The organism is Actinoplanes sp. CA-252034, assembly GCF_050956125.1.
Taxonomy (GTDB): Bacteria; Actinomycetota; Actinomycetes; order Mycobacteriales; family Micromonosporaceae; genus Actinoplanes.
In genome coordinates, this window is the sequence record NZ_CP191846.1 from 438641 (window position 1) to 462798 (window position 24158).

The following is a 24158-nucleotide window of genomic DNA, read 5'->3' on the forward strand; positions in this document are numbered from 1 at the left end:
GGGGCCTACCTGCGGGAGAAGGCCTCGTACTCCTTCATCACCTCGGAGGTCGAGCCGTCCGCCCGGATCTCGCCGGCCTCCAGCCAGATGCAGCGCTCGCAGGTGTCCCGGATCGACTGCTCGCTGTGGCTGACCAGGAACACCGTGCCGGCCTCCTGGCGCAGCTCCCGGACCCGTGCCTCGCTGCGCTTGCGGAATTTCGCGTCACCGGTGGCCAGTGCCTCGTCGATGAGCAGCACGTCGTGCTTCTTCGCGGCGGCGATGGAGAACCGGAGCCGGGCCGACATGCCCGAGGAGTACGTCCGCATCGGCAGGGTCGAGAAGTCGCCCTTGTCGTTGATGCCGGAGAACTCGATGATCTCGTCCCGTTTCGCCTGCACCTCGGCCGGCGACATGCCCATCGCGAGGCAGCCCAGCTCGACGTTGCGGTCGCCGGGCAGCTCGTTCATCAGGGCCGCGTTGACACCGAGCAGCGACGGCTGCCCGGAGGCGTAGATGGCGCCGCTGGAGACGGGCAGCAGCCCGGCCACCGCGCGCAGCAGGGTCGACTTGCCCGAGCCGTTGGTGCCGATCAGGCCGATCGCCTCGCCCTTGTAGGCGATGAAGCTCACACCCTTGACCGCGTGCACCTCACGGACGTTCGCGTTCTTGGAGCGGGTGGTGAGGCGCTTGAAGCTGGCGAGCGGGCTGGAGCTGACCGAACCGGCCTGGTGGATCTTGTAGACGATGTGGGCCTCGTCGGCGATGACGGTGGGGATGCGCTCGTTGTCAGCCACGGCCGTAGCCCTTCTCTCCACGCCAGAAGTACAGGTAACCGAGGATGCCGACGACCAGGCTCCAGATGGTCGCCTCGATCCACAGGACGGTGGGGGTGTTGGCGAGCACCGCCTCCTCGAGCAGCGCGTGCCGCGCCAGCTCGATGAAGACGAGCAGCGGGTTGGCCTCCACGACCTGGAGCTGCCAGCCGCTCAGCACTTCCCCGAACTTGGTGACCGGGTAGAGCACGGCCGAGCCGTACAGCCAGAAGCGCATGACGAACGGGATCAGCTGCCTGACGTCGCGGACCTTGGAGCCGAAGCGGGCCATGAACAGGCCCAGCCCGAGGTTGAAGATCGACTGCAGGAGCAGCAGGGGCGCCAGGAGCAGCCACTGGAAGGTGATCGGCTCGCCGGTGATCAACACGATCCCCATCAGGACGAAGAGCGCCACGATGAAGTTGCGGATCTCGACCAGCGCGGCGGACAGCGGCAGGCTGGCGCGCGGGAAGTGCAGCGCGCGGATCAGGCCGAGGTTGCCGGTGATCGCGTTGGCGCCGGTCTGGACCACCGACTGGGTGAACTGGAAGACGAACACACCGATGCAGAGGTACGCGATGAAGTTCGGCATCTCCTGGTGACCGCCCAGGACCAGACCGAAGATCACGTAGTAGACCGCGGCGTTGATGATCGGTGTGAGCACCTGCCAGACCGCGCCGAGCTTGGTGTTGCCCAGCGAGGACGTGATCTTCGCGCTGGCGTGTGCGCGGATGAAGTGCCGGTACGCCCAGAGGGTCCGCGAGTACTCCGAGAGGCTGGGAAGCCGCCCGGAAGCGCTCAAGCCGTTGCGCCGGGCCAGCTCCTTGAGGGAGAGGCCGGCGTCGGCCGAGGCGACCGCCGTCTCTGTCATGGGGTGGTGCTCCGATCTGGTCGGCCCTTGGGGCGCGGCGGGATCCGATGCCTGGTGCGAGGACACAGCATGCAGCATGACAGGCCCTCCACCGCGTCGATGGAACGGGTTCGTATCGACGCGGCTGTGACGGTAGCTGACCAAACGGCGGAACGCAACCGTTACGTCGTAGCGCTATAGTGACCGGGTGGCGACGATAAAGCGCGCACCTGCCGGAGCGGCGGTGCTCCGAGGCGACATCACCGTGGCGATTCGCAACGCGGTCATGAAAGAGCTGGCAGAGGTCGGTTACGGCCGGCTGTCCATCGAGGCGGTTGCCCGTCGTGCCGGTGTCGGCAAGACGGCCATCTACCGTCGATGGAGCAACAAGCTCGAAATGGTAATGGAGATAATCTCCGATGTCGCGGAACGAAAAGTTCCACTTCCCGACACCGGGAGTTTCTCCGGCGACCTCTCGTTGCTCCTGATGATCGTCAGCACGGCCCTCCAGCACCGGGTGGCCTCCCAGATCATCCCGGACCTGATGGCCGAGGCGGCCCGTAACCCGCAGATCGCGGAGACGCTCCAGCGTGCCCTGCGGACCCACCAGCAGGCCGTCGGCGAGAAGCTGATCGGCCAGGCGGTGGCCCGGGGCGAGCTGCCCGCCGGCACCGACCCGGACGTGGCCGTCGACCTGATCATCGGGCCCCTCTACTGGCGGCTGGCCGTGGCCCGGGAGCCGATCGAGGAGGATTACCTGGAGAAGTTCACGGTCGCGGTCACGGCGGCGCTGCGGGCCACCGGCTGATCGTCCGCACCCGTTTGCCCACCGGTTCGCTCCCCATCGCAACTCAGGAAAACCAGGGGCGCGAGCCGTCGGTGCCGACCGGAGAGGCCGACCCGCCGCCGAACCGGAGAGACCGACACCATGCCCACGTCCTGTGACCTCCACGTCGATCTCACCGTGCTCGACGCCGCCTCCGTCCTCGCCATCGCCATGGGCGGGGCCGCGGATCCGTACGCCGGCTCCGCGCTCACCCACCCCCTCGTGATCACCGACGCGGCCGTGATCGGCGCCTGGCGCAGTCCGGACGGCGCGGTGAAGCTCCAGTTGCGCCGGGACGGCACCTACGCCGGCGAGGTGGCCGGGCGCCGCCGGCAGGCCCGTGGCACCTACCGGCTCGAGGGGGAGTCGGTCGTGCTGCGCGACGACTCCGGCCTCCAGACGCCGGTGCACGTGCACGAGGGCGAGCTGGAGATGGCCGGCCACCGCCTGCGCCCCACCGCCTGAAACCGGCTTCCCCGGGGGCGTCCGGACCATGGATGCTGACCCCGTGATCGATTGGCTGAACAGTCCGGCCCTGGTGGCCTTCGGCGTCGCGACCTCTTGGGCGGAGGTGCTCGGGTTCCTCACCGGGCTGGTGAACGTCGGCCTGCTGGTGCGCCGCCACATCCTCAACTGGCCGGTCGGCGTCCTCAACGTGCTCCTGCTGATGCTCGTGTTCTGGAGCGCCGGCCTGTACGCCGACGCCGGCCTCCAGATCGTCTACGTGGTCCTGGGCTGTTACGGCTGGTGGGCCTGGCTCTACGGCGGCGCGGACCGGACCCGTCTGGTGGTCCGCTCCACGACCCGTGCCGAGTGGCTCGGCCTGGCCGCCGCCGGGGTGCTGCTGACCGCGGGGCTGTGGCTCTTCCTGGACCGGCTCACCGGGTCGACCGTCCCGCTGGCCGACGCGCTGACGACGGCGCTCTCGCTGCTCGCCACCTACGGCCAGACCCGCAAACTGGTCGAGAGCTGGTGGATCTGGATCGTGGCCGACGTGATCTACATCCCGCTCTACGGCTACAAGGGTCTGTGGCTGACCGCGATCCTCTACGTGGCCTTCATGATCCTCTGCGTGCTGGGTCTGCGGTCCTGGCGTGCCGTCGAGCGATCCCAGCGGCCGGCGGTGCGGGCGTGAGGTATGGGCACGGCCTGATCGTCGGCAAGTTCTACCCGCCGCACGCCGGGCACCATGCGCTCATCGACGCGGCCGCACAGGCCTGTGAGCGGGTCACCGTGGTGGTGGCGCCGTCCTCCCGGGAGAGCATCCCGCTGGCCGACCGGCTGGCCTGGCTGCGGGCCGAGCACGGGCCCCGCGTCCGGTTCGCCGGCGTGCTGGACGACCACCCGGTCGACTACGCCGATCCGGCGGTCTGGGAGCTGCACATGGCGGTCTTCCGGGCGGCGGCCGGCACCGACCGGGTGGACGCCGTCTTCTCGTCGGAGGCGTACGGGACGGAACTGGCCCACCGCTTCCACGCCGAGGCGGTGCTGGTCGACCCGGACCGCGGCCGGATCCCGGTGTCGGGGACGGCGATCCGGGCCGACCCGGTCGCGCACTGGGACCGGCTCCGCGCGGGCGCCCGGGGATGGCTGGCCCGGCGGGTGATCGTGGTCGGCGCCGAGTCGACCGGCACCACCACGACGGCACGCGCCCTGGCCCGGCATTTCCGGCTGCGCGGCGGGGTCTGGGCCGGCACCCGGTGGGTTCCCGAGTTCGGCCGGGAGCTGACCGAGCGCAAACTCGCGGACCTGCGCAAGGACCGGCCGGAGGCGACCGTCTTCGACGTGACCTGGGATCGCGCGGACTTCCGGGCGGTGGCCGCCGAGCAGAACGCGGCGGAGGACGCCGCCGCCGGAGCGGGCTCGCCGGTGCTCTTCGGCGACACCGACGCCTTCGCCACCACGATCTGGGAGGAGCGCTATCTGGGCAGCTCCTCGCCGGAGGTCCGCGAGTTCGTCCGGTCTCCCGATCTCTACCTGCTCACCGACTGCGCGGGCGTGCCGTTCGAGGACGACGGCCTGCGTGACGGCGAGCACCTGCGGCAATGGATGACCGATCGGTTCCGGTCCTGCCTCGCGGCCGGCGACACCCCATGGCAGGAGCTGACCGGGGGTACGGCCACCGCTTGCGCACCGCGGTGGAGGCGGTCGACGCCGTACTCGCCCAGGGGTGGACGTTCGCCGAGCCGATACGGCCGGGGCGCTAAGGACGGGCCGGGCCCCGCCGATCGGTGAGGGACACCGACCCCGGGGGATTGATGCGGCACACCAGGATCGCGCTCGCGCTGGCGGCGGCCTCGCTGACGCTGGGCGGCTGCGCCGCGCTCGGAGCCGGTGGCGACAAGGCCGGTGACTCGTCGGCGACGGCCGGTGCCGGCAAGCAGTGGATCCTGGTCGACCAGGGCAGTCCGACACCGTCTCCGGCGGCGACCGTCGGCAGGCCGACCGCCACCGCCGAGGTGTCGCTCGCCGCCCCGTCCCCGGACCCGAGTTGCACCAGGATCTGGCCGCGGACCGAGCCGGTGATGATCCCGGTCGAGGTGACGCCGGGAGCCGGGTCGCTGACCGTGGAGTGGCCGACCCAGGGCGGCTCGAACTACCGGGTCACCGCGGTGCTCCAGGGCGTCGTGGCGGGCCCTCAGCCCGAGCCGGTGTGGCAGGACGTGCCGGCCGCGACCGGATGCTCGGTACGTGCCACGATCACCGGGCTGACCTCGGGAGCGGCCTACATCGTCTGGCTGGACGCGCCGAACACCGGCCGCGAGCGGGACGGCACCCGGCACCTCTACAGCGGCCGCTCGGGTGTGGTCTACCCCCGGTAGCGGGTCACCACTGGGAGCCGGCGCGCTCGACGGTCAGGACATCCAGGCGGTCCGGGCCGAGACGGTACTTGGTCATGGTGGTGAGCGCCGGGCCGTAGACGTGCACGCTCACGGCCGGCCGGCTGGAGCGGTTCTCGATGCGGTGGATGTGGTGGCTGCCGAACCGGCGGCCGGCCCCCTCGCCCAGCTCGCGGGAGACGACCCGGGGCGCGCCGTCGCGAACCGCCACGGTGTCCTCGGCGAGGGTCCCGGCGTGCACGTGGAAGGCGCCGGCCGAGCCGCCGTGGTCGTGGATCTCGGTGCCCTGCCCGGGCAGCCAGGTGAGCAGCCAGACCTCGTGGTCGTCGGCCACGGCGAGACGGTGGTACCACCGTTCGACCGGATCGAACCGGGGTGTGACGGCCCACGCGGCGGCAGCGGCCGAGAAGCGCTGAGCGATGGCGAGGTGATCGAGCGTCACGGTGGCCTGCCTCCTCTATAAACCCTATAGACGTGATAGGTTTTATCACATGATCGACCGCCGTGTCTGCGGAACCCCGGATGTCTTGTCGACGGAAAGAAGCTTGTCGAGCTTTGCCTCTTTCTGGAGAGGGTGCGAAAAACTTCGTTCCGCAACCATGGCGACACACTGGGTGCATTAAATCGGTCGATGTGTCACCAGATCGGCCTAGCCCGATCGTCCGTTCCGCCGAAATACGCTGCTCAGACGGTCCCTACCCAATAGTGAACGCTATAGGGTGACCCTCGCGCCCGGAAAGGGCCGCCGGAGGCCCCCCTCCGTTGTCCCGACAACGAGGACGGACACGTGTTGAAGTCTCGCCGCGGGCTGCTCGCCGCCGGCATATCCGCAGTCGTGATCGGCACCATCGGGGTCGTCTCGACTCTCAACGCGGGCGCCGAGGAGATCCCGGAGAGCCCGGCCCCCGCCGCGGCCCCGGCCGAGGTGGAGGAGTCGGCTCCCACCCCGCCGGCCCGTCTTCCGTGGGGCGCGAGGCCCGAGGCCATCCAGACCGGCCGGGACGGGGCGAGCAGCAAGTCGCTCAAGGCATCCGGTTTCGACGCCGCCGCTCCCGACGCGAGTGGCGACGAGGCCGAAGAGGCGTACGCGCCGAAGGGCCGCACCTCCCGTAGCGGATCCCTCAAGCGGGAGACGACCCACGTCGTGCCGCCGGCGCCTCCGGGGATCAACTCGAAGGCGGCCGCCGACGCGACGGTGGTCTACCACTACAACGTCGCCTCACAGGACGTCGTCACCCAGGGCGCCTATGCCAACCTGACCATCCACAAGCCGACGCTGGCCAAGAACGACTTCCACACGCTGGCCGAGGTGGCCGTGGTGTCGAGCAAGGACAAGATCGACCAGGTCGTCGAGGTGGGCTGGACGGTCGACCGGGTCGTGAACGGCGACGACGACCCGCACCTGTTCGTCTACTCCTGGGTCGACAACGTGCCCCAGTGCTACAACGGCTGCGGCTTCGAGCAGTACAGCAAGAACATCCGGCCCGGCGACACGCTGCCGTTGGACGCCACGAAGCGGTTCGGCGTCGAGTTCCACGACAACGCCTGGTGGATCGCCTACGACTCCGAGTGGGTCGGTTACTTCCCGGCCAAGCACTGGACCATCGACTTCTCCAAGACGACCCTGGTCAAGGTCTTCGGTGAGGTGGCCGCGGACAACTTGGAGCCGTGCACCCAGATGGGCAACGGCGTCATCGGGAAGGCCGAGAACACCACCGCCGCCCGGATCGGCAGCATCTCGCTGATCGGGACGACGACGGCGGTGGAGCCCACCTTCTACACCGTGGGCTCCACCGAGTACACCCTGGCGAAGCTGAGCGCACGGACGTTCAGGTACGGCGGCGGACCGGACCTGGAGAAGCGCGCGGATTGCAAGGCGTCCTGATCGACGTCCTCGTGGCTCACTGATGCCCGGTCCTCGAAAGAGGGCCGGGCATCGACCTTTTCCAGATTTGCGGGCCACGCTTGAACCGGTCCACATGCCACGATGTACATCCGGGTGGCCGGGCCGAACCCGAGGGGAGAGCTGGCGCCGATGAAGCGACGGGTGAACCCCGACGAGCAACTGATGACCGCGCTCTACACCGAACACTATGCCGTCCTGATCAACTTCGTCTCCCGGTACGTGAACGACCGGCACAAGGCGGAGGACCTGGTTCAGGAGACGCTGTTACGAGCTTGGAAGCACATCGACCACCTCGACCCGGAACCGGGACGGACCAGGTCGTACCTGCTCACCATCGCTCGCAACGTGGTGACCAACGCCTGGCGCGCCGAACAGCGCCGGCCGAAGCTGGTCGCCGATGAGAACGCGGTCAACTCGGTGCCGTCGGCAGACAATGTCGATCAGATGGTGGAAGGCTGGCTGGTGGCGGAGGCGCTCGAACGCCTGTCGCCGGAACACCGGGCGGTGATCCAGCAGATGTACTACGAGGGGCAGAGCGTGGCGGACGCGGCGCGAAGACTTTCGGTGCCCGAGGGCACGGTGAAATCGCGCGCGTATTACGCCGTACGCGCGCTGCGTACCGTCTTCGAGGAGATGGGGATGCTGCGATGAGCGACCTCGACGACCACCAGACACTGCACCGACTGCTGGGTGGCTACCTCCTGGGCGGTCTGGACGAGACGGACACCGAACTGCTCGACGCCCACCTCGCCGACTGTGCGGAGTGCCGGGCCGAGCTGGACCGGCTGTCGTCCGTACCGGAGATGCTGCAGAAGATGCCGGACGCGCGTCACCTCGGAGGTGGCGCGGCGCTCGCGGTCAGTCCGGCCGCCAGGCCGAGCTCGCAGAACATCGAGACTCTGCTCAGCCGGATGCGGGCGGAGAAGTTCAAGGAGACCCGGGTCAACCGGATGCGGTGGCTGTCCGTCGCCGCGGTCACGCTGTTCGCGGCGGCCGGTGTCACCTACGGGATCTTCGCCAACGGCAACCCACCGAACGATCCCGTGGCGCAGCCGACCGCAAGCGTGCAGCTGATCGACGCGCGGTTCCAGCCGGCACCGGGGAGCGGCCTGACCGGCGAGGCGAAGCTCACCCCCAAGAAATGGGGTGTCGAGGTGTCGCTCGACGTGACCCGGATCAGCGGGAACGGGCCGTTCCTGTGCCTGGTCCGCAACCGGAGCGGGCAGACCGAGCAGGCCGCGGTCTGGGGTGGCACCCCCGACGGCGAGGCGAAACTGACCGGCGCCAGCTCGACCCAGGCCACCGACGTCGAGGCGATCCTGATCACCGACAAGGACGGGAAGGTCCTCGGCACGGCGACGGTCTGACGGCGGGACCCGCTTGCCGGGCGGGTTCCCGCCGAGTAGTGATCAGGCGGTGTACCGGTAGGGGACGGCCGCGGGCTCGTCGACGAGCGCGTGCCGGGTGGCGAGCAGAGCGGCCCGGGCCGCCGCGGCCGCGCGCGCCACGGCGCTGGGGCGGGTCCGCAGCAGGGTCTCCATGCGGGCGGTGAGGTCGTCCCGGCTGAACGGTTTGGGCAGGAAGTCGTCGGCCCCGGCGTGCAGCGCGGTCATCACCTGGTGACGGTGCACGTCGGCGCTGATCACCATGATCGGCAGCAGCTCGGTCTCCGGGGAACTGCGGATCTGGCGGCACAGCTCGATGCCGGAGCCGCCCGGCATGCGCACATCGATCAGGGCGACGTCGATGCCGCCGTCGGAGAGGCGGGCCAGGGCGCCGGCCGAGTCGGCGGCGGTCACCACGTCGTAGCCGATCCGGCGCAGCGCGAGGGTCAGCAGTTCTCGATGGTCGACCTCGTCGTCGGCGATCAACACGGTGGGCACGGGTACCTCCGAGAATGTGGCGGACTGCCGTCACTACTGTTCGGCAACCCGGCGGGGCCACTGAGCGCGAATAGGGTGGGGGTATGCGTGCTGCCGTATTCGCCGAGCCGGGTCCCGCCTCCGTCCTGCAGATCGTCGACCGTGAGCTGCCGCTTGCCGGTGCGGGGGAGGTGCGTGTCCGGATCGTGCTCTCCGCGGTGAACCCGACCGACACCGGCACCCGGGCGGGCCGTGGCGTGCCCGACGGGGTGGCTCCACCTCGGGTGCCGAACCAGGACGGCGCGGGTGTGGTGGACGCTCTCGGGGTCGGCGTGACCGATCTGGAGCCGGGCGACCGGGTCTGGGTGTGGGACGCCGGGTACGGCCGGGAGAACGGCACCGCCCAGGAGTACGTGGTGCTGCCCCGGCACCAGGTGGTCCGGATGAACGACGACGTCCCGTTCGAGGTCGGCGCCGATCTGGGCATTCCGGCGCTCACCGCGCACCGCTGTCTGACCGTCGCGGCGGACGGTCCGGCCCGGCTCGCGCCCGGCGCTCTGGACGGCTGGACCGTGCTGGTCGCCGGGGGTGCGGGCGCTGTCGGCAACGCGGCGATCCAGCTGGCCAAGTGGTCCGGCGCCACGGTGATCACCACGGTCAGCTCGAAGGAGAAGGCGGTCCTGGCACTGGCCGCCGGTGCGGACACGGTGATCGACTACCGGGAGGAGGACGTGGCCGCCCGTGTGCGTGAGGTCAGCCCGGAGGGCCCGCGTCTGATCGTCGAGGTGAACACCGACAATCTCGACACCGACCTGGACGTGCTCGCACCGGGCGGCAACATCGCGATCTACGTGGGCGGGAAGTTCAGCGTGCCCAGCTTCAAGGCGATGGTGAAGAACGCGAGCCTCGACTTCGTGCTGACCTACACCACCACGCCCGAGGAGAAGGCGAACGCGGTCGCGGCGGTCGCCGAGGCGGTCAACACGGGAGCTTTCCGGGTCGGTGACGATGCCGGGCTACCGATCCTGCGCTTCCCGCTGGAGCGGGTCGCGGAGGCCCACGAGGCCGTCGAGAGCCATGTGGTCGGCAAGGTCGTCATCGACGTCACCGCACCCTGAGCAGGGCGTCCGCCACCCGCTCGACACCGCGGCCGTCGACCGCTTCCCACCCCCGGACGGCGAGAGCGGTCCGGTCGCCCGGCTTCAGCAGCAGACGTCGCAGCGTGGTCACGGCGTCGTCGTCGAACGCGCCGAGACGGCCGATGCCGGCCGCGTAGCCACGGGCGACGGTCCGCTCGTACCCCTGGATCTGATTGTCGACGACCTGGACCAGCGCGGCGGCCCGCCCGAGGCAGAGCAGCTCCCACGTCGAGGTGCCGCTGGCGCTGACCACCAGATCGGCGCCGGCGAGCAGCTCGGGAAGGCGGTCGGTCGGGTCGATGATCTCGAACCGCTGGCCCTCACCCGCCGGGACCGCGAGCAGTTCGGCGCGCAGGCTCGCGTCGGCGGCGACGACGGTCGCGTCGAAGGGCGCCGCAGCCTCCGAGAGCAGCCGGGCGACCTGCGGCGCGGCACGGTAGGCGTCGGTTCCGCCGAAGAAGGCCACAACCTTGGGGGTACGGTCGAACGAGCTCACCGGCGCCGCAAGAGGCCGGAGACGCCGCACCGACGAACGCAGCAGCGCATAGTCGAGACCGGCCAGCCGCACGTCACCGACGTCGAGCACGGCATCGAGGTTCTGGTCGACGTAGATGTCGGCGTCCTGCCCACGTGGGTCACCGTCCACGATGGCCAGCACGGTCGTCCCCGCCGCCCGCACGGCCTTGCTGTGCGCCGGTGGCAGCGTGTACGAGTCGACGACCAGCGCGTCCAGCCGGAGCCGCCGCACCGCCGAGACCAGCCCGATCTCGTCGAAGGGCGCCGGATGCCAGGGCAGGCCGCGCTGTTCGAGCTGCGCCCCGGCCCACGCCACCCCGCCGAGGTCGCTGAGGAAGTGCACGTCGACACCCCGGCCGACCAGTTCCTCGGCGAGTGCCACACACCGCACGAGGTGTCCCACTCCGGTGAGCGCCCCGGCGTCACACCGGATCCCGACAGCGGTCACGCCTGCTCCAGGTCCTTCTGCATGATGTGCGCGTTGAGCTCGGCCAGCGCGGGCTGCCCGCCGAGCCAGTCGGCCACCTCCCGGACCGCGATGGGCGCGTCGCCGAAGTGGTCGACGATCGCCTCGATCAGCTGCCAGTCGTCCTCGGTGTCCAGGGTGAGCCGCAGGTACGACATGTCCGGCTGCACGGTCAGCCCGATCAGGTCGAAGTCGGCGGGGTGGGTGTAGACGTACGACGTCACGTGGGTGCGGTGGTGGTCGTACGCCAGCTTGTCGATCTCCTTGAGCACCGCGGCCCGGATCACCTCGACGTCCAGGCCGCGCGGCAGCGTCCGGGTGATCGACGTGGTCAGGTAGTCGACACCGGCGGCCGCGAACACCCGGTACGCCCGGGCGACGAGCCGCGGGTCGAGCAGCGGGCAGTCGGCGGTGAACCGGAGCACGTCGTCGACGGTCCGGGTCTCCAGCACGCCGAGGAACCGGGTGAGCACGTCGTCGACCGGCCCGCGGTAGCAGTCCACCCCGATCGCCGCGCACTCGGCCTCGACCGCGTCGTCGTCGGGCAGGATCGTGGTGGCCACCACCAGGTCGTCGACGACGCCGCTGGCCCGGGCGGCCCGGACCACCCGGTCGAGGACGGTGCGTCCGCCCAGGTCGCGCAGCACTTTGCCGGGCAGCCGGGTGGAGCCCATCCGGGCCTGGATGATGCCGAGGGTGCTCATGATCGTCCTTTTCGGATGCGGTTGCGGGCGGCGCGGGCCAGGACGAGCCCGGCTTTGGCGGCGCGATAGCCGAGGTTGCCGCTGAACGCGGCGATCTGTGTCTTGGCGCGGCCCAACTCGGCCTCACGCTTGTCCAGCTCGATCTCGAAGAACCGGCACCGGTCCTCGGCGTCGGCGAGCCGCTGCCGCAGCGTGTCGAGCTGGATCTCCTGCTCGCGGCGGCCGTGCGGGCCGTCGGCGCCGGGTGCCTCGGGCGCGGTGTCGAGGCCGGCGGCCCCGGCGAGCACGGCGATGAGGCGGGCCAGGTCGGTCACGCCGGGCCAGGGGTGGTGATATCCGCCGGTGATCAGCGTGTGCGCGAACCGGGCCAGCACGTCCGGCTGGTCCGGCACGGACGGGTCCAGCGGGGCGTACCGGTCGCCGTCCACCAGCACGTTGCCGGCGGCGACCATCGGCAGTTCGGTCATCCAGCCGGTGAGCAGCCGGCGCAGCGCCGGCAGGTCGTGTTCGAGGGCAGCGGTGAGCAGCCGCTCCTCCAGCAGTCGTCCGGTCGGAAGAGGCACGGCCGTCATCGGGGATCCCGGCCGGCTCTCCGTGCCGTCTCCGGTAGCCGGCGACAGCACCGGCGACCAGCCGCGAACGACGCGCCGCAGCCAGCCGCGGTCCGGGGTGCCGATCAGCTCGGTCACCGACCCGGACGGGCCGGCCGTCAACGCCTGTGGCAGGGACATCGCGGCCTGGCCGGGGCGGGCGGCCCGTTGGGCGACGACCAGCCAGGCGGGCGCCAGCTCGGCGCCGATCCCACGGCGCACGGCCGCGGCGGCCAGGCGGCGCGGGTCGCTCAGGACGGGTTCGTCCGCGTAGACGGGGGAGACCGCCGCCGCGGCCAGAGCAGCCAGCGCGTCGAGTGGTCCGTGACGCAGCGTCTCCGGCGTGGCCAGTAACGACGGGCTCTGCGGGAGCGGCCAGGCGGCGGCCAGCGCGGTGACCGGCAGGCCTTCGGCGGCGAGTGTGGCGGCCAGCCGGTCCGGACGGCCGGGCGCGTCGCCGAACTCGCCGATCGGGCGCCACGCGTCCCCGGAGCGGGCCGCGGTCGGTGTTCCGGCGGCGACGAGCCGGTGCACGCCCAGCTCGTTCTCGACGGCGAGCAGGAGTGTGCCGCCGGGCCGCAGAGCGCGGGCCAGGATCCGCACCGACTCGGCCCACGCGAGCGGGGTGTCCTCCGGGGAGCAGAGCCGGCCGACGCCGTCGAGGGCGACCACCACGTCGTACCGGTCGGCGTCGGTGAGCTTGGACAGGGTGCCGCAGAGCACCGTGACGTCGGGGATCGCGGTGGCCTCGGGTTGCGACCGGACCAGGCAGGTCACGTCGCGGCGCTCGGCCAGCGCGCCGATCAGGCCGATGTCGTGCGGCCCGGCGACCAGCACCCGGATGCCGGTGGGCAGGCGTTCGAGCAGGTGCCGGAGAAGGACGCCGCCCGCGGGTGGGTGCTCCTCGGAGTACTCCGGCATCTCGCCGCCGATCATCCGGATCATGCGGACGCCCAGCCCAGCATCGCGCGCAGCTCGGCCGGGGAGGCCAGCCAGCCGTCGCCCAGCTCGGCGAGCACGATCTCCCGGGCGGTCATGGAGTTCGGCGCGGCGCCGTGCAACTCCGGCCACTCGCGCCGGATCCGCTCGGCCGTCGGGGTGTCCTCCCGGTCCAGGTACATCGGGTCGCCGTAGACCGCGGGCTCAGCACCGGCCGCGGCGCCGTAGAAGATCGCCGTGCTCAGCCGGTTGGACGCCACCCGGCGGTGTCTACGCAGCTCAGCGAGCTGGCCGCGCAGGAAGTCGGCGTCGGTGCGCATCCGCATGTACCCGCGGTAGCCGTGGCAGATGACCCGTCCCGCCCGTTCGTAGAGCGCCCGGACCCGCCTGTCCTCGTACTCGTTCCAGTACAGGCAGAACGTGATCGGCCCGTCCTCGGTCGCGCTGATCTCGTCGATCAGCCGGTGATGGTCACCGCTGACCTTCTGCCCCTCCCATCCGTGGAACGGGTACCAGATCGTCCCCTCCCGTTTCTCCGCCGCGGTGTCGTCCGGTGTGGACCGCAGCAGGTAGAGGAAGGGGGAGCCGATCACGGTGGCCTGCGGGCGGCCCATCGACCAGGCGCGCCGGCGGGTCCGCTCGGACCACACGAAGATCGTGCTCCCGGGCGCGTACGGCGTACCCCCGCCGAGACCGTCGACCACGTTCCACCCGTGCTGCAGGTAGCCGTCGATCCGTGGCGGGGTGGCCGGGTCCAGTCCGCAGTATCCGGCGAGCACGTGCGCGTGACCGTAGAAGTGGTTGCCGTGGTGCACCCGCTAGCTCCCGAGGATCCCGCGCAGTGTGTCGACGACGCGATCCTGGTCGGAGTCGCTCAGGTCGTAGAAGAGCGGCAGCGACAGCTCCTCGGCGTAGAAGGCCTCGGCGACCGGGCACATGCCACGCCGGTACCCGAGGTCCTCGAAGACCGGGTGCCAGTAGACCGGGATGTAGTTGACCTGCACTCCGACTCCGGCGGCGCGCAGCCTGTCGTACACCTCACGCCGGCGGCCGTCGAGGATGCGTACCGGATAGAGGTGACGCATCGGGTCCACATCGGGACGCCCCGCCGGGGGCCGGAGGCCGGGAACGTCGGCGAGCGACTCGTCGTAGCGTGCCGTCAGGTGCGCGCGGCGCGCCTTGAAGTCGTCGAGGCGGCGGAGTTGGGCGGAGCCCAGCGCGCACAGCACATCCGGCAGCCGGTAGTTGAGGCCGAACTCCTGCACCTCGTAGTACCAGCCACCCTCGTCGGTACGGCGCAGGCGTTGCGGATCACGTACCGATCCGACGGTCCGGAAGTCCCGCAGGCGCTGGACCAGCTCCGGCCGGGTGGAGACGACCGCCCCGCCCTCGCCGGTGGTGAGGTTCTTGGTCGGGAAGAACGAGAATGTGGTGAGGTCGGCGAGGGTGCCGACGGGACGCCCGCGATAGGTGGACCCGATCGAGTGCGCCGCGTCCGCGATCAGGATCGCGCCGGCACCGTCGGTGATCTTCCGTAGCCGGTCGTAGTCGGCCGGCACACCGGCGTAGTCGACCGCCGTGATCACCCTCGTGCGGGGGCCGGCCACGGCCTCGACCGCGACCGGGTCGAGGTTGGCGGTGTCCTCCTCGATGTCGGCGAAGATCACCTTCGCGCCGAGCATGGCCGCGCCCGACGCGGTGGCCACGAACGTCATCGGCGTGGTGATCACCTCGTCACCGGGCCCGACCCCGGCCGCCGCGTAGGCCGCGTGCAGCGCCGTGGTCCCGTTGGTGACCGTGACGGCCGGCGCCCCGGCCACCGCCTCGATGTCGGCCTCGAACCGTGCGACCCGCGGGCCGGTGGTCAGCCAGTCACTGCCCAGGGCGGCGACGACCGCCTCCACGTCGCCGGCGTCGATCGACTGTCGTCCGTAGGGCAGCATCAGTCCTCCGCGAGGAGGTCGCGCATCTCGTCGACCGAGAGCCACAGGTCGTTGTTGTCCGAACGGTAGTTGAAGCCGTCCGGAACGTCCTCGCCGCCGGGCGGGGTCTCGTAGCCCCAGCTCGCGACGACCGGCTGCACCACGTAACGGTCCTTGAACCGCAGGGTCCGGCGGCTGTCGTCGGCGGCGATCATCTCCTCGTGCAGCTTCTCGCCGGGACGCATGCCCATCTCGTGGGTGCCCGCGCCCGGCGCGACCGCCTCGACCAGGTCCATGATCCGCATGCTCGGGATCCGCGGGACGTAGAGCTCGCCGCCCTGCATCACGTCGAAGGAGTCGACGACGAATTGGACCGCCTGGTCCAGGGTGATCCAGAACCGGGTCATCCGCTTGTCGGTGATCGGCAGGCTCTTGCCCTCTTCGGCGAGCTTGCGGAAGAACGGCACGACCGAGCCGCGGGAGCCCATCACGTTGCCGTAGCGGACCACGGCCAGACGGGTCGGGTGGGTCGCGGCGTAGTGGTTGCCGGCGATCACGATCTTGTCGGCGGCGAGCTTGGTCGCGCCGTACAGGTTGATCGGGCTCGACGCCTTGTCGGTGGAGAGCGCGACGACCTTCCTGACCCCGTGGTTGATGGCCGCGTCGATCACGTTCTGGGTGCCGTTGATGTTCGTGGCCACGAACTCCGACGGGTTGTACTCGGCTGTGTCGACCTGCTTGAGGGCAGCCGCGTGCACCACGTAGTCGATGCCGTGCATGGCCCGGTCCAGGCGCTTCTCGTCGCGGATGTCGCCGATGAAGAAGCGCAGACGCGGGTCGTCGCCGAACATCTGGCGGACCTCGTACTGCTTCAGCTCGTCGCGGGAGAACACCACGATGCGGGACGGGTCGAGATGCGTCAGCGCGTACTTCAGGAAGGCCTTGCCGAAGGAACCGGTCGAGCCGGTGACAAGGATCGAGGAGCCGGCGAGTTCAGACACGAGATTCTCCGGGGGGTTCAGCGGGGTTACGAGGCGGAAGCATAAACAGCTCGGAAGGCATTTCCATCGAGCGCGGAGAAATGCTGCGTGCAGTTCATTCTCAGTTCAGCCGCGATTGGTCGTGGCGACCGGGAAGCTGCGGGATCGTAGTCCTCCTCTGAACAACCCACCCTGGAGTAATACCGTGACTGAGCTGCAGAGACTACGCGAGGCGTTCCGTACCGCCCTCGATCTCCCGGCGGACGAGCCCGTGGACGACCTGCGCTATCAGGACAACGAGAAGTGGGATTCCCTCGCGCACATGTCACTTGTCGCCGCCATTGAAGATGAATTCTCGGTAATGCTCGACACCGACGACGTCATCAATATGTCCAGCTTTGCGGAGGCCGCGCGAATCCTCGGTAAATACGGGGTGGACGTCAAGTGAGCGTCGCCCTGGTCACCGGGGCGTCCCGCGGAATCGGCCGGGCTGTCGCACAGCGCCTCGCCGGGCAGGGCTACGACCTGGTGCTGCACGGCCACGACCCGGAGCGGATCGCCGCGACGGCCGGGGAGATCTCCGCCAAGTTCGGTGTCACCGTCGTGCACGCGGCCGGTGACATCGCCGACCCGGCGACCAGCAAGGCACTGGCCCGGCTCGCCTTCGAGACCTTCAAACGGCTCGACGCGCTCGTGGTCAACGCCGGCACGCACGCGGCCGGGATGCTCGGCATGACGCCGGACGCCACGGTCGAGCGGCTCTTCGCGGTGAACGCGGCCGGTGCGGCGTACACCCTGCAGAACGCGGTCCGGCTGCTCGCCCGTGGGCAGAGCCCGGCAGTGGTCCTGACCGCCTCGATCACCGGTGACCAGGGTGTCGCGGGGCAGGCCGTCTACGCCGCCTCCAAGGCCGCGGTGGCCGGCCTGACCAGGTCCGCGGCGAAGGAGCTCGGCCCGCGCGGCATCCGGGTCAACGCGGTCGCACCGGGCTTCATCGCCACCGACATGCTGGACACGCTGGACGAGGCCGGCCGCGCCGACCGGATCGCGCACACCGCCCTCGGCCGTCTCGGCACCGCCGACGAGGTCGCCGACGTGATCGCCTTCCTCCTCTCCGAGCAGGCGCGATTCGTCACCGGCCAGATCCTCGGGGTCGACGGGGGACTGACACTGTGAACCTGCTCCACCCCGCCGCGCGGGTCGTCGACGCGGCCACCGGCTCGGTTCTGACGCCCGCGCTGATCGACGCGGCCGCCGACGACATCGCCGGGCAGCCGATCGTCTTCCTGCCGATGCGGACCACGCTGGAGGCGGTGGCCCGCTATCTCGCGGCGCTGCGCCTGGGCAAGCCGGTCCTGCTGCTCGACCCGGATCTCGACCACACCTCGCTCATCGCCCGCTACACCACCGGCGACGTGCACCCCGACCTGGCACTGCTGCTCACCACCAGCGGCTCCACCGGCGATCCGAAACTGGTCCGGCTCTCCCGGGCGGCGGTGCTCGCCAACGCCGGGCAGGTGGCCGACAGCCTCGGCGTCACCGGCGACGACGTCGCGATCACCACGCTGCCGCTCTTCTACTCCTACGGGCTGTCGGTGCTGCACTCGCATCTGCTGCGCGGGGCGACCGTGGTGCTCGAGCGCACCGGGATCATGCGGAAGGACTTCTGGGCCGCGGTCGACGAGCACGGGGTCACCTCGCTGGCGTTCGTGCCGTCGCAGTACGAGATGTTGCGGCGACTCCGCTTCGACCCGGCCCGGTACCCGTCCGTGCGTACGCTCACGCAGGCCGGCGGCCGTCTGCGCACCGACCTGGTGACCGACTTCGCCGCCCGGATGGACGCCGTCGGCGGCCGGATGTTCGTGATGTACGGGCAGACCGAGGCCGGGCCGCGGATGGCGTGCCTGCCGCCCGACCGGCTCGCCGACAAGCTCGGCTCGGTCGGCCGGGCGATGCCCGGCGGGGCCTTCACCATCGAGGATGGCGAGGTCGTCTACCGCGGGCCCAACGTCATGATGGGGTACGCCGAGACAGCCGCCGACCTGGCCCGAGGCGACGACCTCGCCGGCGTGCTGCACACCGGCGACCTGGGCCGCCTCGACGACGATGGGTTCCTGTCCATCACCGGCCGGCGCAAGCGGATGGCCAAGGTCTTCGGCGTCCGCATCAACCTCGACGACGTGGAGCGGCACTTCCCGGTCGCGGCCGTGGCCGGTGACGACAGGCTGCACGTCTTCACCACCGACGTCGATGTCCGCGCGCTGCGAAGCAAGATCGCCGAGTGGCTCGGCACCCACTTCACCGGGGTCGACGTGCGCACGATCCCGTCCCTGCCGCTGCTGCCCAACGGCAAGACCGACTATCGGGCGCTGGAGGCGTCGTTGTGAGTGTCTTCACACTGTCCCAATCGGACAAGGAGAAGCTCCTCCTGCCGGAGCTGGTGGATCTCGTCGAGCATCATCGGCGGCACTGCGCTCCGTATGATCGGATCCTCGCCGCATCGCGCGTATCCACCCTGTCCACCATCTCCGAGTTGCCGTGGCTGCCGGTCCGGCTCTTCAAGACCCTGGAACTGAAGAGCATCCCGGACGACGAGGTCTTCAAAGTGCTGACCTCCAGCGGTACGACGGGTGAGGTGAGCCGGATCCATCTGGACAAGGCGGCCGCCGCCACCCAGACCCGGCAGCTCGGCGCCACCCTGCAGACCGTGCTCGGCCCCAAGCGCCTGCCGATGCTGATCGTCGACACGAAGTCGATCCTGAAGGACCGCCGCTCGTTCAGCGCCCGCGGAGCCGGTGTGCTCGGCATGGCGACCTTCGGCCGGGACCACGTCTGGGCGCTCGACGACGAGGGCGCGGTCGACCTCGACGGCCTCCGCGGCTTCCTGGAGAAGCACGGCGACCAGCCGTTCCTGATCTTCGGGTTCACCTACCTGGTCTGGCTGCACCTCTACGAGATCGCCCGCGAGCACGGCCTCGACCTGGGCAACGGCATCCTGATCCACTCCGGTGGCTGGAAGAAGCTGGTCGACCGGGCCGTCTCCCCGGAGGAGTTCCGCAGACGGCTGGCGGCCGTCGGGCTCACCCGGATCCACAACTTCTACGGCATGGTCGAGCAGATCGGGACGATCTTTCTCGAGGGTCCGACGGGTGGATCGCTGTACTGCCCCGACTTCGCGGACGTCGTGGTTCGCGACCCGGAGACCTGGGCGGAGCTCCCGCCCGGCAAACCGGGCCTCCTCGAGGTGGTGAGCACGCTGCCCACCTCGTACCCCGGTCACGTGCTGCTCACCGAGGACCTCGGCGTCGTGCACGGCGTCGACGACGGGGACTGGCCCGGCAAACGCTTCTCGGTCCTCGGCCGGCTGCCCCGCGCCGAGGCCCGGGGCTGCTCGGACACGTATCGGAGTGCCGCATGATCTTCCGCTTCGGGGTCGAGGGCGACCTGACCGCGCCGTCGGCCGACCGGCTCACCGTCGGTGACCCGCGAGTGGTCGACTTCCTCGCCGCGCTCGCCCGCAAGTTGCTCGCGCCCACGGTGGCCCGGCGTTTCCCGGAGTTGGGCTCGCTCGGCTACTTCCTGCGGCCGGCCGAGCTGAGGCGGTCGGTCGAGGCGATGGCGACCCGGCCGGACGCCCTGGTCTTTCCCCGGGGCAACGTCTTCCACCTGCCACCGGCCAACGTGGACACGATCTTCGTCTACTCCTGGGCGATCTCTGCGCTGGCCGGCAACCACAACATCGTCCGGATCTCGTCGCGGTCCGCCGGCGCGGCCGAGGTGATCCTGGAGGCGCTGAACGAGGTCGACGCGGACCCGGTGATCGCCCGCACCCAGCGGATGATCACCTACGGTCACGACGACACGGTCACCGCGGCCCTCAGCAGATGGTGTGACCTGCGGGTGATCTGGGGCGGCGACCGGGCCGTCGACACCATCCGCAAGCATCCGTTGAAGCCGTCGGCACGAGACCTGACCTTCCCCGACCGTACGTCGTGGGCGGTTCTGTCCGCGCCGGGCTGGCGGGCCGCCGACCCGGACGCACGCCGGGCCGCGGTGGTCGGGTTCGCCAACGACGCGTACTGGTTCGACCAGGCCGCCTGCTCCTCCCCGCGGACGGTCTTCCTGATCGGCGGCGGGGACACCACGGGCATCCGGGCCGAGTTCCTGGAGTTGCTGCTCGACGTCGTCGACCGGCGCGGCTGGACCGTCGACCCGGCGATGGCGGTGGAGAAGCGGGTCAACGCGTACGAGCTGGCCGCCACCGGCGCCGCCACCGCCCTCGACTTCCCGGACAACCGGCTGACCGCGGTCACCCTGGCCGGCGTGGAGGCGGCGCCCCGGCGCTGGATCGGTGCGGGCGCGTTCCCGTTCGCCGAGGTCGACTCCCTCTCCGACCTGGTGCCGGCGATGAACCGGCAGGACCAGACCGTCAGCCATTTCGGTTTCACCCCGGCCGAGCTGCGCGCCTTCGCCACCGAGCTGGGCGGTCGCGGCGTGGACCGGATCGTCCCGTTCGGATCGGCGCTGACCTTCGGCGCGATCTGGGACGGCTATGACCTCAAGCGCGAATTCACGAGATTGACGACGCTGCAATGACTGCTTTGTCAGTAGTGATCCCTATGTACAACGAGGAAGCGGTCATCCCGGCCCTCGTCGCACGGCTGCGGCCCGTGCTCGACTCCCTCGACGTCACCTACGAGGTCGTCGCGGTGGACGACGGCAGCGCCGACGCCACCGCCAGGCTCGTCGAGCAGCACCGCCAGGACTGGCCGGAGCTGCGGCTGATCCGGCTCCGCCGCAACAGCGGACACCAGGCCGCCCTCACCGCGGGCCTGCACCGGTCGTTCGGCGAATGGGTGGTCAGCATCGACGCCGACCTGCAGGACCCGCCGGAGACGATCCGCGACATGCTGCGGACGGCCCGGGAGGAGAACGTCGACGTCGTGTACGGCGTACGCAGCGACCGGACGACCGACACCGTGTTCAAGCGGAACACCGCCGGCCTCTACTACCGTCTGATGCGCCGGATCGTCGGTCCGGATCTGCCGTCGCAGGCCGGTGACTTCCGCCTGGTCAGCCGCTCGGTCGTGGACGTGCTGCGGCGCATGCCGGAACGCGTCCCGGTCTACCGCCTGCTGATCCCGTCACTCGGCTTCTCGTCGGGCTCGGTCGGCTACACGCGGGAGCGGCGTGCCGCCGGCGAGACGAAGTACCCGCTGCGCAAGATGGTCGCCCTCGCCTGGGACAGCACCGCCGACTTCACCGCGGCCCCACTGCGGCTGGCCACCTGGCTCGGCATGGCCGCCTTCGTCGCGTCCCTGGTGGCCATGGTCTTCGGTCTGGTGGTGTGGGCCAACGGCACGGTCATCCCGGGCTGGACCTCGCTGTTCCTGGCGGTGCTGCTGTTCGCCGCGGTCCAGTTGATCTGCCTGGGCCTGCTCGGTGAGTACGTGGCCCGCATCTACCGCACCCTGCAGAGCCGTCCCGCCTTCCACGTCGGGTCGGACTCGTCCGAGACACCCGTCCCGGTCGTCCCGGCCCAGCGCACTCCGGCCGCCACGCCGTGACCCGTGCCGCCCTGGGGCGGTTGCTGCCGTGGTTCTTCCCGGCGGCCACCGCCTTCGCCGTCCTGCACTTCTTCGGGACCCCGGATCGCCAGATCGCCCTCTACGCGGTGTATTTCCTGGCCGCCGTCGTCGTGCCCGGCACCCTGGTCTTCCGTGCCCTCCTCGGTTCCCGCGGCAACTGGCCGGAGGACCTCGGCCTGGGCGCGGCCACCGGTCTGCCGGTCCTGCTGGGCGGCTGGGCGCTGGCCGCCGCCACGGGGGCGCAGCAGCTGCTGATCGGCTGGCCGCTGCTGGTCATCGGAGTCTTCGCGCTGGTCCCGCGGCTGCGCCGGCACTGGCGGATCAGCGAGCCGGACCCGCTGCCGATCGTCTGGTCGTGGGCGGTCGCCGCGGTGCTCACCCTGGTCGCGCTGTGGGGCGTGTCGGTGTTCGAGACGAATCCACTCCCGCCCGCCACCGGGGTCATCTACCAGGACCTCTACTACCACCTGGCGCTCGTGCACGAGATGACCCGCACGATGCCGTTCCAGGTGCCTCAGCTCGCCGGGGACGAGCTGCGTTACCACTACCTCTCCGACGCTGACATCGCCACGGGCAGCATGATCACCGGGATCCCGCCGGTGAACGTACTGCTGCGGCTCTGGATCCTCCCGGTCACGGCGACCGCGGTGGTGACCTTCGCGGCGGTCGGGCGCACGGCCGCCGGGCGCTGGCAGGCCGGGGCGATCGCGGCGGCCCTCGGATTCGCCGGCCACGCCCTCACCCTGGGCAGCCCGACCGGCCCCGTGAACGGCGGGCTTCCGGTGTCGCTGGTCAGCCCGTCGCAGACGTACGCGATGCCGTTGATCGGTCTCTTCACCCTGGCCGCTCTGGAGGCCCTGCGTGGCCGGTCGCTGCGCTGGGCGTGGGCGCTGTTGCCGGTTCTCGCCCTGATCTGTGCGGGAGCCAAGTCGAGTGTGCTGCCGCCGCTCGCGGCCGGTGTCGGCCTCGCCGGGGTGGTGCTGTTCTGGCGGCGCCGGCGCATCCCGTGGCCGGCCGTGGGCCTGCTCGGCGCGATCGTCTTCGGGATCCTGCTCGGTCAGAGGCTCTTCGCCGGTGGCGGGGCGAGCACCCTCGCCGTGCAGCCGCTGCAGGCGCTGCACTGGGTGAAGCCGTACAACACGACGCTCGGCCGCAACGACGGGCTCGGCCTGGGCGGGTTCCTGCTGCCCGGCATGGAGCGGGCGTCGGTGGCCGGCTGGCTTTTCATCCTCGGCCTGGTCGGGTGGTGGGCGCTCATGCAGGCGCCCCGCCTGATCGGCCTGCTGCTGCCGCCCGCCGGGCCGGAGGGTGCCGTCGACCGCACCGATCCGGGACGCTGGCTGCTCGGCGGCATCATCGTGGCCGGCGCCGGTGGACTGTGGACCTTCGCGCACCCGTCGCTGAGTCAGGGCTACTTCTACACCGGCGTCGTCCCCGCCGCGGCCACCCTGACCGCGTGGGCCCTGGCCGATCGGGTCCGGAACTGGTGGATCGCCCTGGCCGGAGCGATGGCCGGCGCGGCCTGGCAGCTGTTCGCCCCGACATTCGGCGCGCCGGCCCGGCCGTCCGTCGCCGGGTGGGCGTGGGCGCTGGCCGCTCCGGTGCTGACCACCGCCGCGGTGATGGTCGTGGCGATGCTGATCGCGGTGGCGGTCTGGCGGTCCCGGGCGGTCCGGGCGCTACCCGTCCTGCTGATCGCCGCGGTCGCCGGGGGCAGCGTCGCCAACGCGGCCTACCAGATCGGCGGGAGCGCGGTCACCGTCCCGCCGAAGCGGACCACCGTCACTCCCACGACGATCACGGCGGCCGAGATGCGGGCCGCGCTGTGGCTGGACGAGCACGCCGGGGCGGAGGACCTGGTCGCCACCAACGTGCACTGCTCACCGATGGGATCGCCGGTCCGGTGTGACGCCCGGGGCTTCTGGGTCGCCGGGCTCGGTGGGCGACGGGCCTTCATCGAGAGCTGGGGATACGCCGACGAGGCGGTGGCCGCGCACGGGCGGGACGGGCTCACCTACACCCGGCAGCCGGCGCCGGACCGGGGGCGGTTCGAGCTCAACGAGCGGGTCTTCCGGGACGGCGCCTCGGCCGATGTCGCCCGGTTGCGCGACGAGTACGGCGTACGGTGGCTCTTCGCCGACAAGCGGGCCGGAGCCGTGTCGCCGAACCTGGCCGTGGTCGCCGAGCTGCGGCACTCGGGTGGACCGGTGTCCGTCTACGAGCTGACGCGATAGTC

26 protein-coding genes are annotated in these 24158 nt (G+C 70.7%); 16 read left to right on the forward strand and 10 right to left on the reverse strand.

The genetic code is table 11. The annotated features are described in order from the left end of the window. Positions 1–5 precede the first annotated feature (5 nt). Positions 6–776, reverse strand: a complete 771-nt coding sequence (locus ACQPZW_RS02045) for an ABC transporter ATP-binding protein (protein WP_433793141.1) — start codon at positions 774–776, stop codon at positions 6–8. Beyond that, positions 769–1665, reverse strand: a complete 897-nt coding sequence (locus ACQPZW_RS02050) for an ABC transporter permease (RefSeq protein ID WP_433793142.1) — start codon at positions 1663–1665, stop codon at positions 769–771. Before ACQPZW_RS02050 ends, ACQPZW_RS02045 begins: the two co-directional genes overlap by 8 nt. Positions 1666–1852: 187 nt before the next feature. Here ACQPZW_RS02050 and ACQPZW_RS02055 point away from each other — a divergent pair, with 187 nt between their 5' ends. The 5 genes from ACQPZW_RS02055 (at position 1853) to ACQPZW_RS02075 (ending at position 5292) form a co-directional block, all read left to right on the forward strand. Then, a complete protein-coding gene (locus ACQPZW_RS02055; RefSeq protein WP_433793143.1) occupies positions 1853–2452 on the forward strand; it encodes a TetR/AcrR family transcriptional regulator in 600 nt (199 codons plus the stop codon). A 120-nt stretch (positions 2453–2572) separates the two neighbouring features. Next, positions 2573–2935 carry an Atu4866 domain-containing protein gene (locus ACQPZW_RS02060; protein WP_433793144.1) on the forward strand — a complete coding sequence of 121 codons (363 nt, stop codon included), beginning with the start codon at positions 2573–2575 and terminating at the stop codon, positions 2933–2935. Between the two features lie 43 nt (positions 2936–2978). Then, positions 2979–3605 (forward strand): nicotinamide riboside transporter PnuC, encoded by a 627-nt coding sequence (gene pnuC / locus ACQPZW_RS02065; RefSeq protein ID WP_433793145.1) that lies wholly within the window; start codon positions 2979–2981, stop codon positions 3603–3605. Next, the gene (locus ACQPZW_RS02070; RefSeq protein WP_433793146.1) at positions 3602–4705 is read left to right on the forward strand and encodes an AAA family ATPase; all 1104 of its coding nucleotides are present in this window, start codon (positions 3602–3604) and stop codon (positions 4703–4705) included. Before pnuC ends, ACQPZW_RS02070 begins: the two co-directional genes overlap by 4 nt. A gap of 23 nt (positions 4706–4728) precedes the next feature. Beyond that, positions 4729–5292, forward strand: a complete 564-nt coding sequence (locus ACQPZW_RS02075; protein WP_433793147.1) for a hypothetical protein — start codon at positions 4729–4731, stop codon at positions 5290–5292. Between the two features lie 4 nt (positions 5293–5296). On the opposite strand, the gene ACQPZW_RS02080 is transcribed toward ACQPZW_RS02075, so the two are convergent. Beyond that, positions 5297–5752, reverse strand: a complete 456-nt coding sequence (locus tag ACQPZW_RS02080; protein WP_433793148.1) for a cysteine dioxygenase — start codon at positions 5750–5752, stop codon at positions 5297–5299. A 345-nt stretch (positions 5753–6097) separates the two neighbouring features. Between ACQPZW_RS02080 and ACQPZW_RS02085 the strand changes: the two genes are divergently transcribed. From ACQPZW_RS02085 to ACQPZW_RS02095, 3 genes are all read left to right on the forward strand, one after another. Beyond that, positions 6098–7195 (forward strand): neprosin family prolyl endopeptidase, encoded by a 1098-nt coding sequence (locus ACQPZW_RS02085; RefSeq protein WP_433793149.1) that lies wholly within the window; start codon positions 6098–6100, stop codon positions 7193–7195. A 102-nt stretch (positions 7196–7297) separates the two neighbouring features. After that, positions 7298–7867 (forward strand): sigma-70 family RNA polymerase sigma factor, encoded by a 570-nt coding sequence (locus ACQPZW_RS02090; protein ID WP_433793150.1) that lies wholly within the window; start codon positions 7298–7300, stop codon positions 7865–7867. Further along, positions 7864–8583, forward strand: a complete 720-nt coding sequence (locus ACQPZW_RS02095) for an anti-sigma factor family protein (protein ID WP_433793151.1) — start codon at positions 7864–7866, stop codon at positions 8581–8583. Before ACQPZW_RS02090 ends, ACQPZW_RS02095 begins: the two co-directional genes overlap by 4 nt. Positions 8584–8625: 42 nt before the next feature. Here the strand turns inward: ACQPZW_RS02095 and ACQPZW_RS02100 are convergent, their stop codons facing one another. Then, entirely contained in the window at positions 8626–9099 is a 474-nt protein-coding gene (locus ACQPZW_RS02100) for a response regulator (RefSeq protein WP_433793152.1), read from the reverse strand. 83 nt (positions 9100–9182) lie between these two features. Here ACQPZW_RS02100 and ACQPZW_RS02105 point away from each other — a divergent pair, with 83 nt between their 5' ends. After that, on the forward strand, positions 9183–10196 hold the full coding sequence (locus ACQPZW_RS02105; RefSeq protein WP_433793153.1) for an NADPH:quinone reductase: 1014 nt from the start codon (positions 9183–9185) through the stop codon (positions 10194–10196). On the opposite strand, the gene ACQPZW_RS02110 is transcribed toward ACQPZW_RS02105, so the two are convergent. Genes ACQPZW_RS02110 through pseB form a run of 6 tightly spaced genes read right to left on the reverse strand, consistent with a single transcriptional unit; the run spans position 10183 to position 16355 of the window. Then, on the reverse strand, positions 10183–11181 hold the full coding sequence (locus ACQPZW_RS02110; RefSeq protein WP_433793154.1) for a PseG/SpsG family protein: 999 nt from the start codon (positions 11179–11181) through the stop codon (positions 10183–10185). The two genes, ACQPZW_RS02105 and ACQPZW_RS02110, sit on opposite strands and share 14 nt — an antisense overlap. Continuing rightward, complete coding sequence (locus ACQPZW_RS02115) at positions 11178–11906, reverse strand: cytidylyltransferase domain-containing protein (RefSeq protein ID WP_433797398.1); 729 nt, start codon at positions 11904–11906, stop codon at positions 11178–11180. Before ACQPZW_RS02115 ends, ACQPZW_RS02110 begins: the two co-directional genes overlap by 4 nt. Continuing rightward, positions 11900–13438: a hypothetical protein gene (locus tag ACQPZW_RS02120; RefSeq protein ID WP_433793155.1), complete on the reverse strand. Its 1539-nt coding sequence runs from the start codon at positions 13436–13438 to the stop codon at positions 11900–11902. Before ACQPZW_RS02120 ends, ACQPZW_RS02115 begins: the two co-directional genes overlap by 7 nt. Further along, entirely contained in the window at positions 13435–14247 is an 813-nt protein-coding gene (locus ACQPZW_RS02125) for a hypothetical protein (RefSeq protein ID WP_433793156.1), read from the reverse strand. The genes ACQPZW_RS02120 and ACQPZW_RS02125 overlap by 4 nt, the downstream gene beginning before the upstream one ends. Positions 14248–14250: 3 nt before the next feature. Further along, entirely contained in the window at positions 14251–15375 is a 1125-nt protein-coding gene (locus tag ACQPZW_RS02130; protein WP_433793157.1) for a DegT/DnrJ/EryC1/StrS family aminotransferase, read from the reverse strand. After that, the gene (pseB, locus tag ACQPZW_RS02135) at positions 15375–16355 is read right to left on the reverse strand and encodes a UDP-N-acetylglucosamine 4,6-dehydratase (inverting) (RefSeq protein WP_433793158.1); all 981 of its coding nucleotides are present in this window, start codon (positions 16353–16355) and stop codon (positions 15375–15377) included. Before pseB ends, ACQPZW_RS02130 begins: the two co-directional genes overlap by 1 nt. Positions 16356–16539: 184 nt before the next feature. Between pseB and ACQPZW_RS02140 the strand changes: the two genes are divergently transcribed. The 7 genes from ACQPZW_RS02140 to ACQPZW_RS02170 are packed head-to-tail and all read left to right on the forward strand — an operon-like array spanning position 16540 to position 24156. Beyond that, a complete protein-coding gene (locus tag ACQPZW_RS02140; protein WP_433793159.1) occupies positions 16540–16782 on the forward strand; it encodes an acyl carrier protein in 243 nt (80 codons plus the stop codon). Continuing rightward, positions 16779–17510: an SDR family NAD(P)-dependent oxidoreductase gene (locus ACQPZW_RS02145; protein ID WP_433793160.1), complete on the forward strand. Its 732-nt coding sequence runs from the start codon at positions 16779–16781 to the stop codon at positions 17508–17510. Before ACQPZW_RS02140 ends, ACQPZW_RS02145 begins: the two co-directional genes overlap by 4 nt. Continuing rightward, on the forward strand, positions 17507–18721 hold the full coding sequence (locus tag ACQPZW_RS02150; RefSeq protein ID WP_433793161.1) for an AMP-binding protein: 1215 nt from the start codon (positions 17507–17509) through the stop codon (positions 18719–18721). Before ACQPZW_RS02145 ends, ACQPZW_RS02150 begins: the two co-directional genes overlap by 4 nt. Continuing rightward, complete coding sequence (locus ACQPZW_RS02155; protein ID WP_433793162.1) at positions 18718–19752, forward strand: acyl-protein synthetase; 1035 nt, start codon at positions 18718–18720, stop codon at positions 19750–19752. The genes ACQPZW_RS02150 and ACQPZW_RS02155 overlap by 4 nt, the downstream gene beginning before the upstream one ends. Then, a complete protein-coding gene (locus ACQPZW_RS02160) occupies positions 19749–20930 on the forward strand; it encodes an acyl-CoA reductase (RefSeq protein WP_433793163.1) in 1182 nt (393 codons plus the stop codon). The genes ACQPZW_RS02155 and ACQPZW_RS02160 overlap by 4 nt, the downstream gene beginning before the upstream one ends. A 23-nt stretch (positions 20931–20953) precedes the next feature. Beyond that, entirely contained in the window at positions 20954–21901 is a 948-nt protein-coding gene (locus tag ACQPZW_RS02165; RefSeq protein ID WP_433793164.1) for a glycosyltransferase family 2 protein, read from the forward strand. Next, the gene (locus ACQPZW_RS02170; protein WP_433793165.1) at positions 21898–24156 is read left to right on the forward strand and encodes a hypothetical protein; all 2259 of its coding nucleotides are present in this window, start codon (positions 21898–21900) and stop codon (positions 24154–24156) included. The genes ACQPZW_RS02165 and ACQPZW_RS02170 overlap by 4 nt, the downstream gene beginning before the upstream one ends. Positions 24157–24158: the final 2 nt, after the last annotated feature.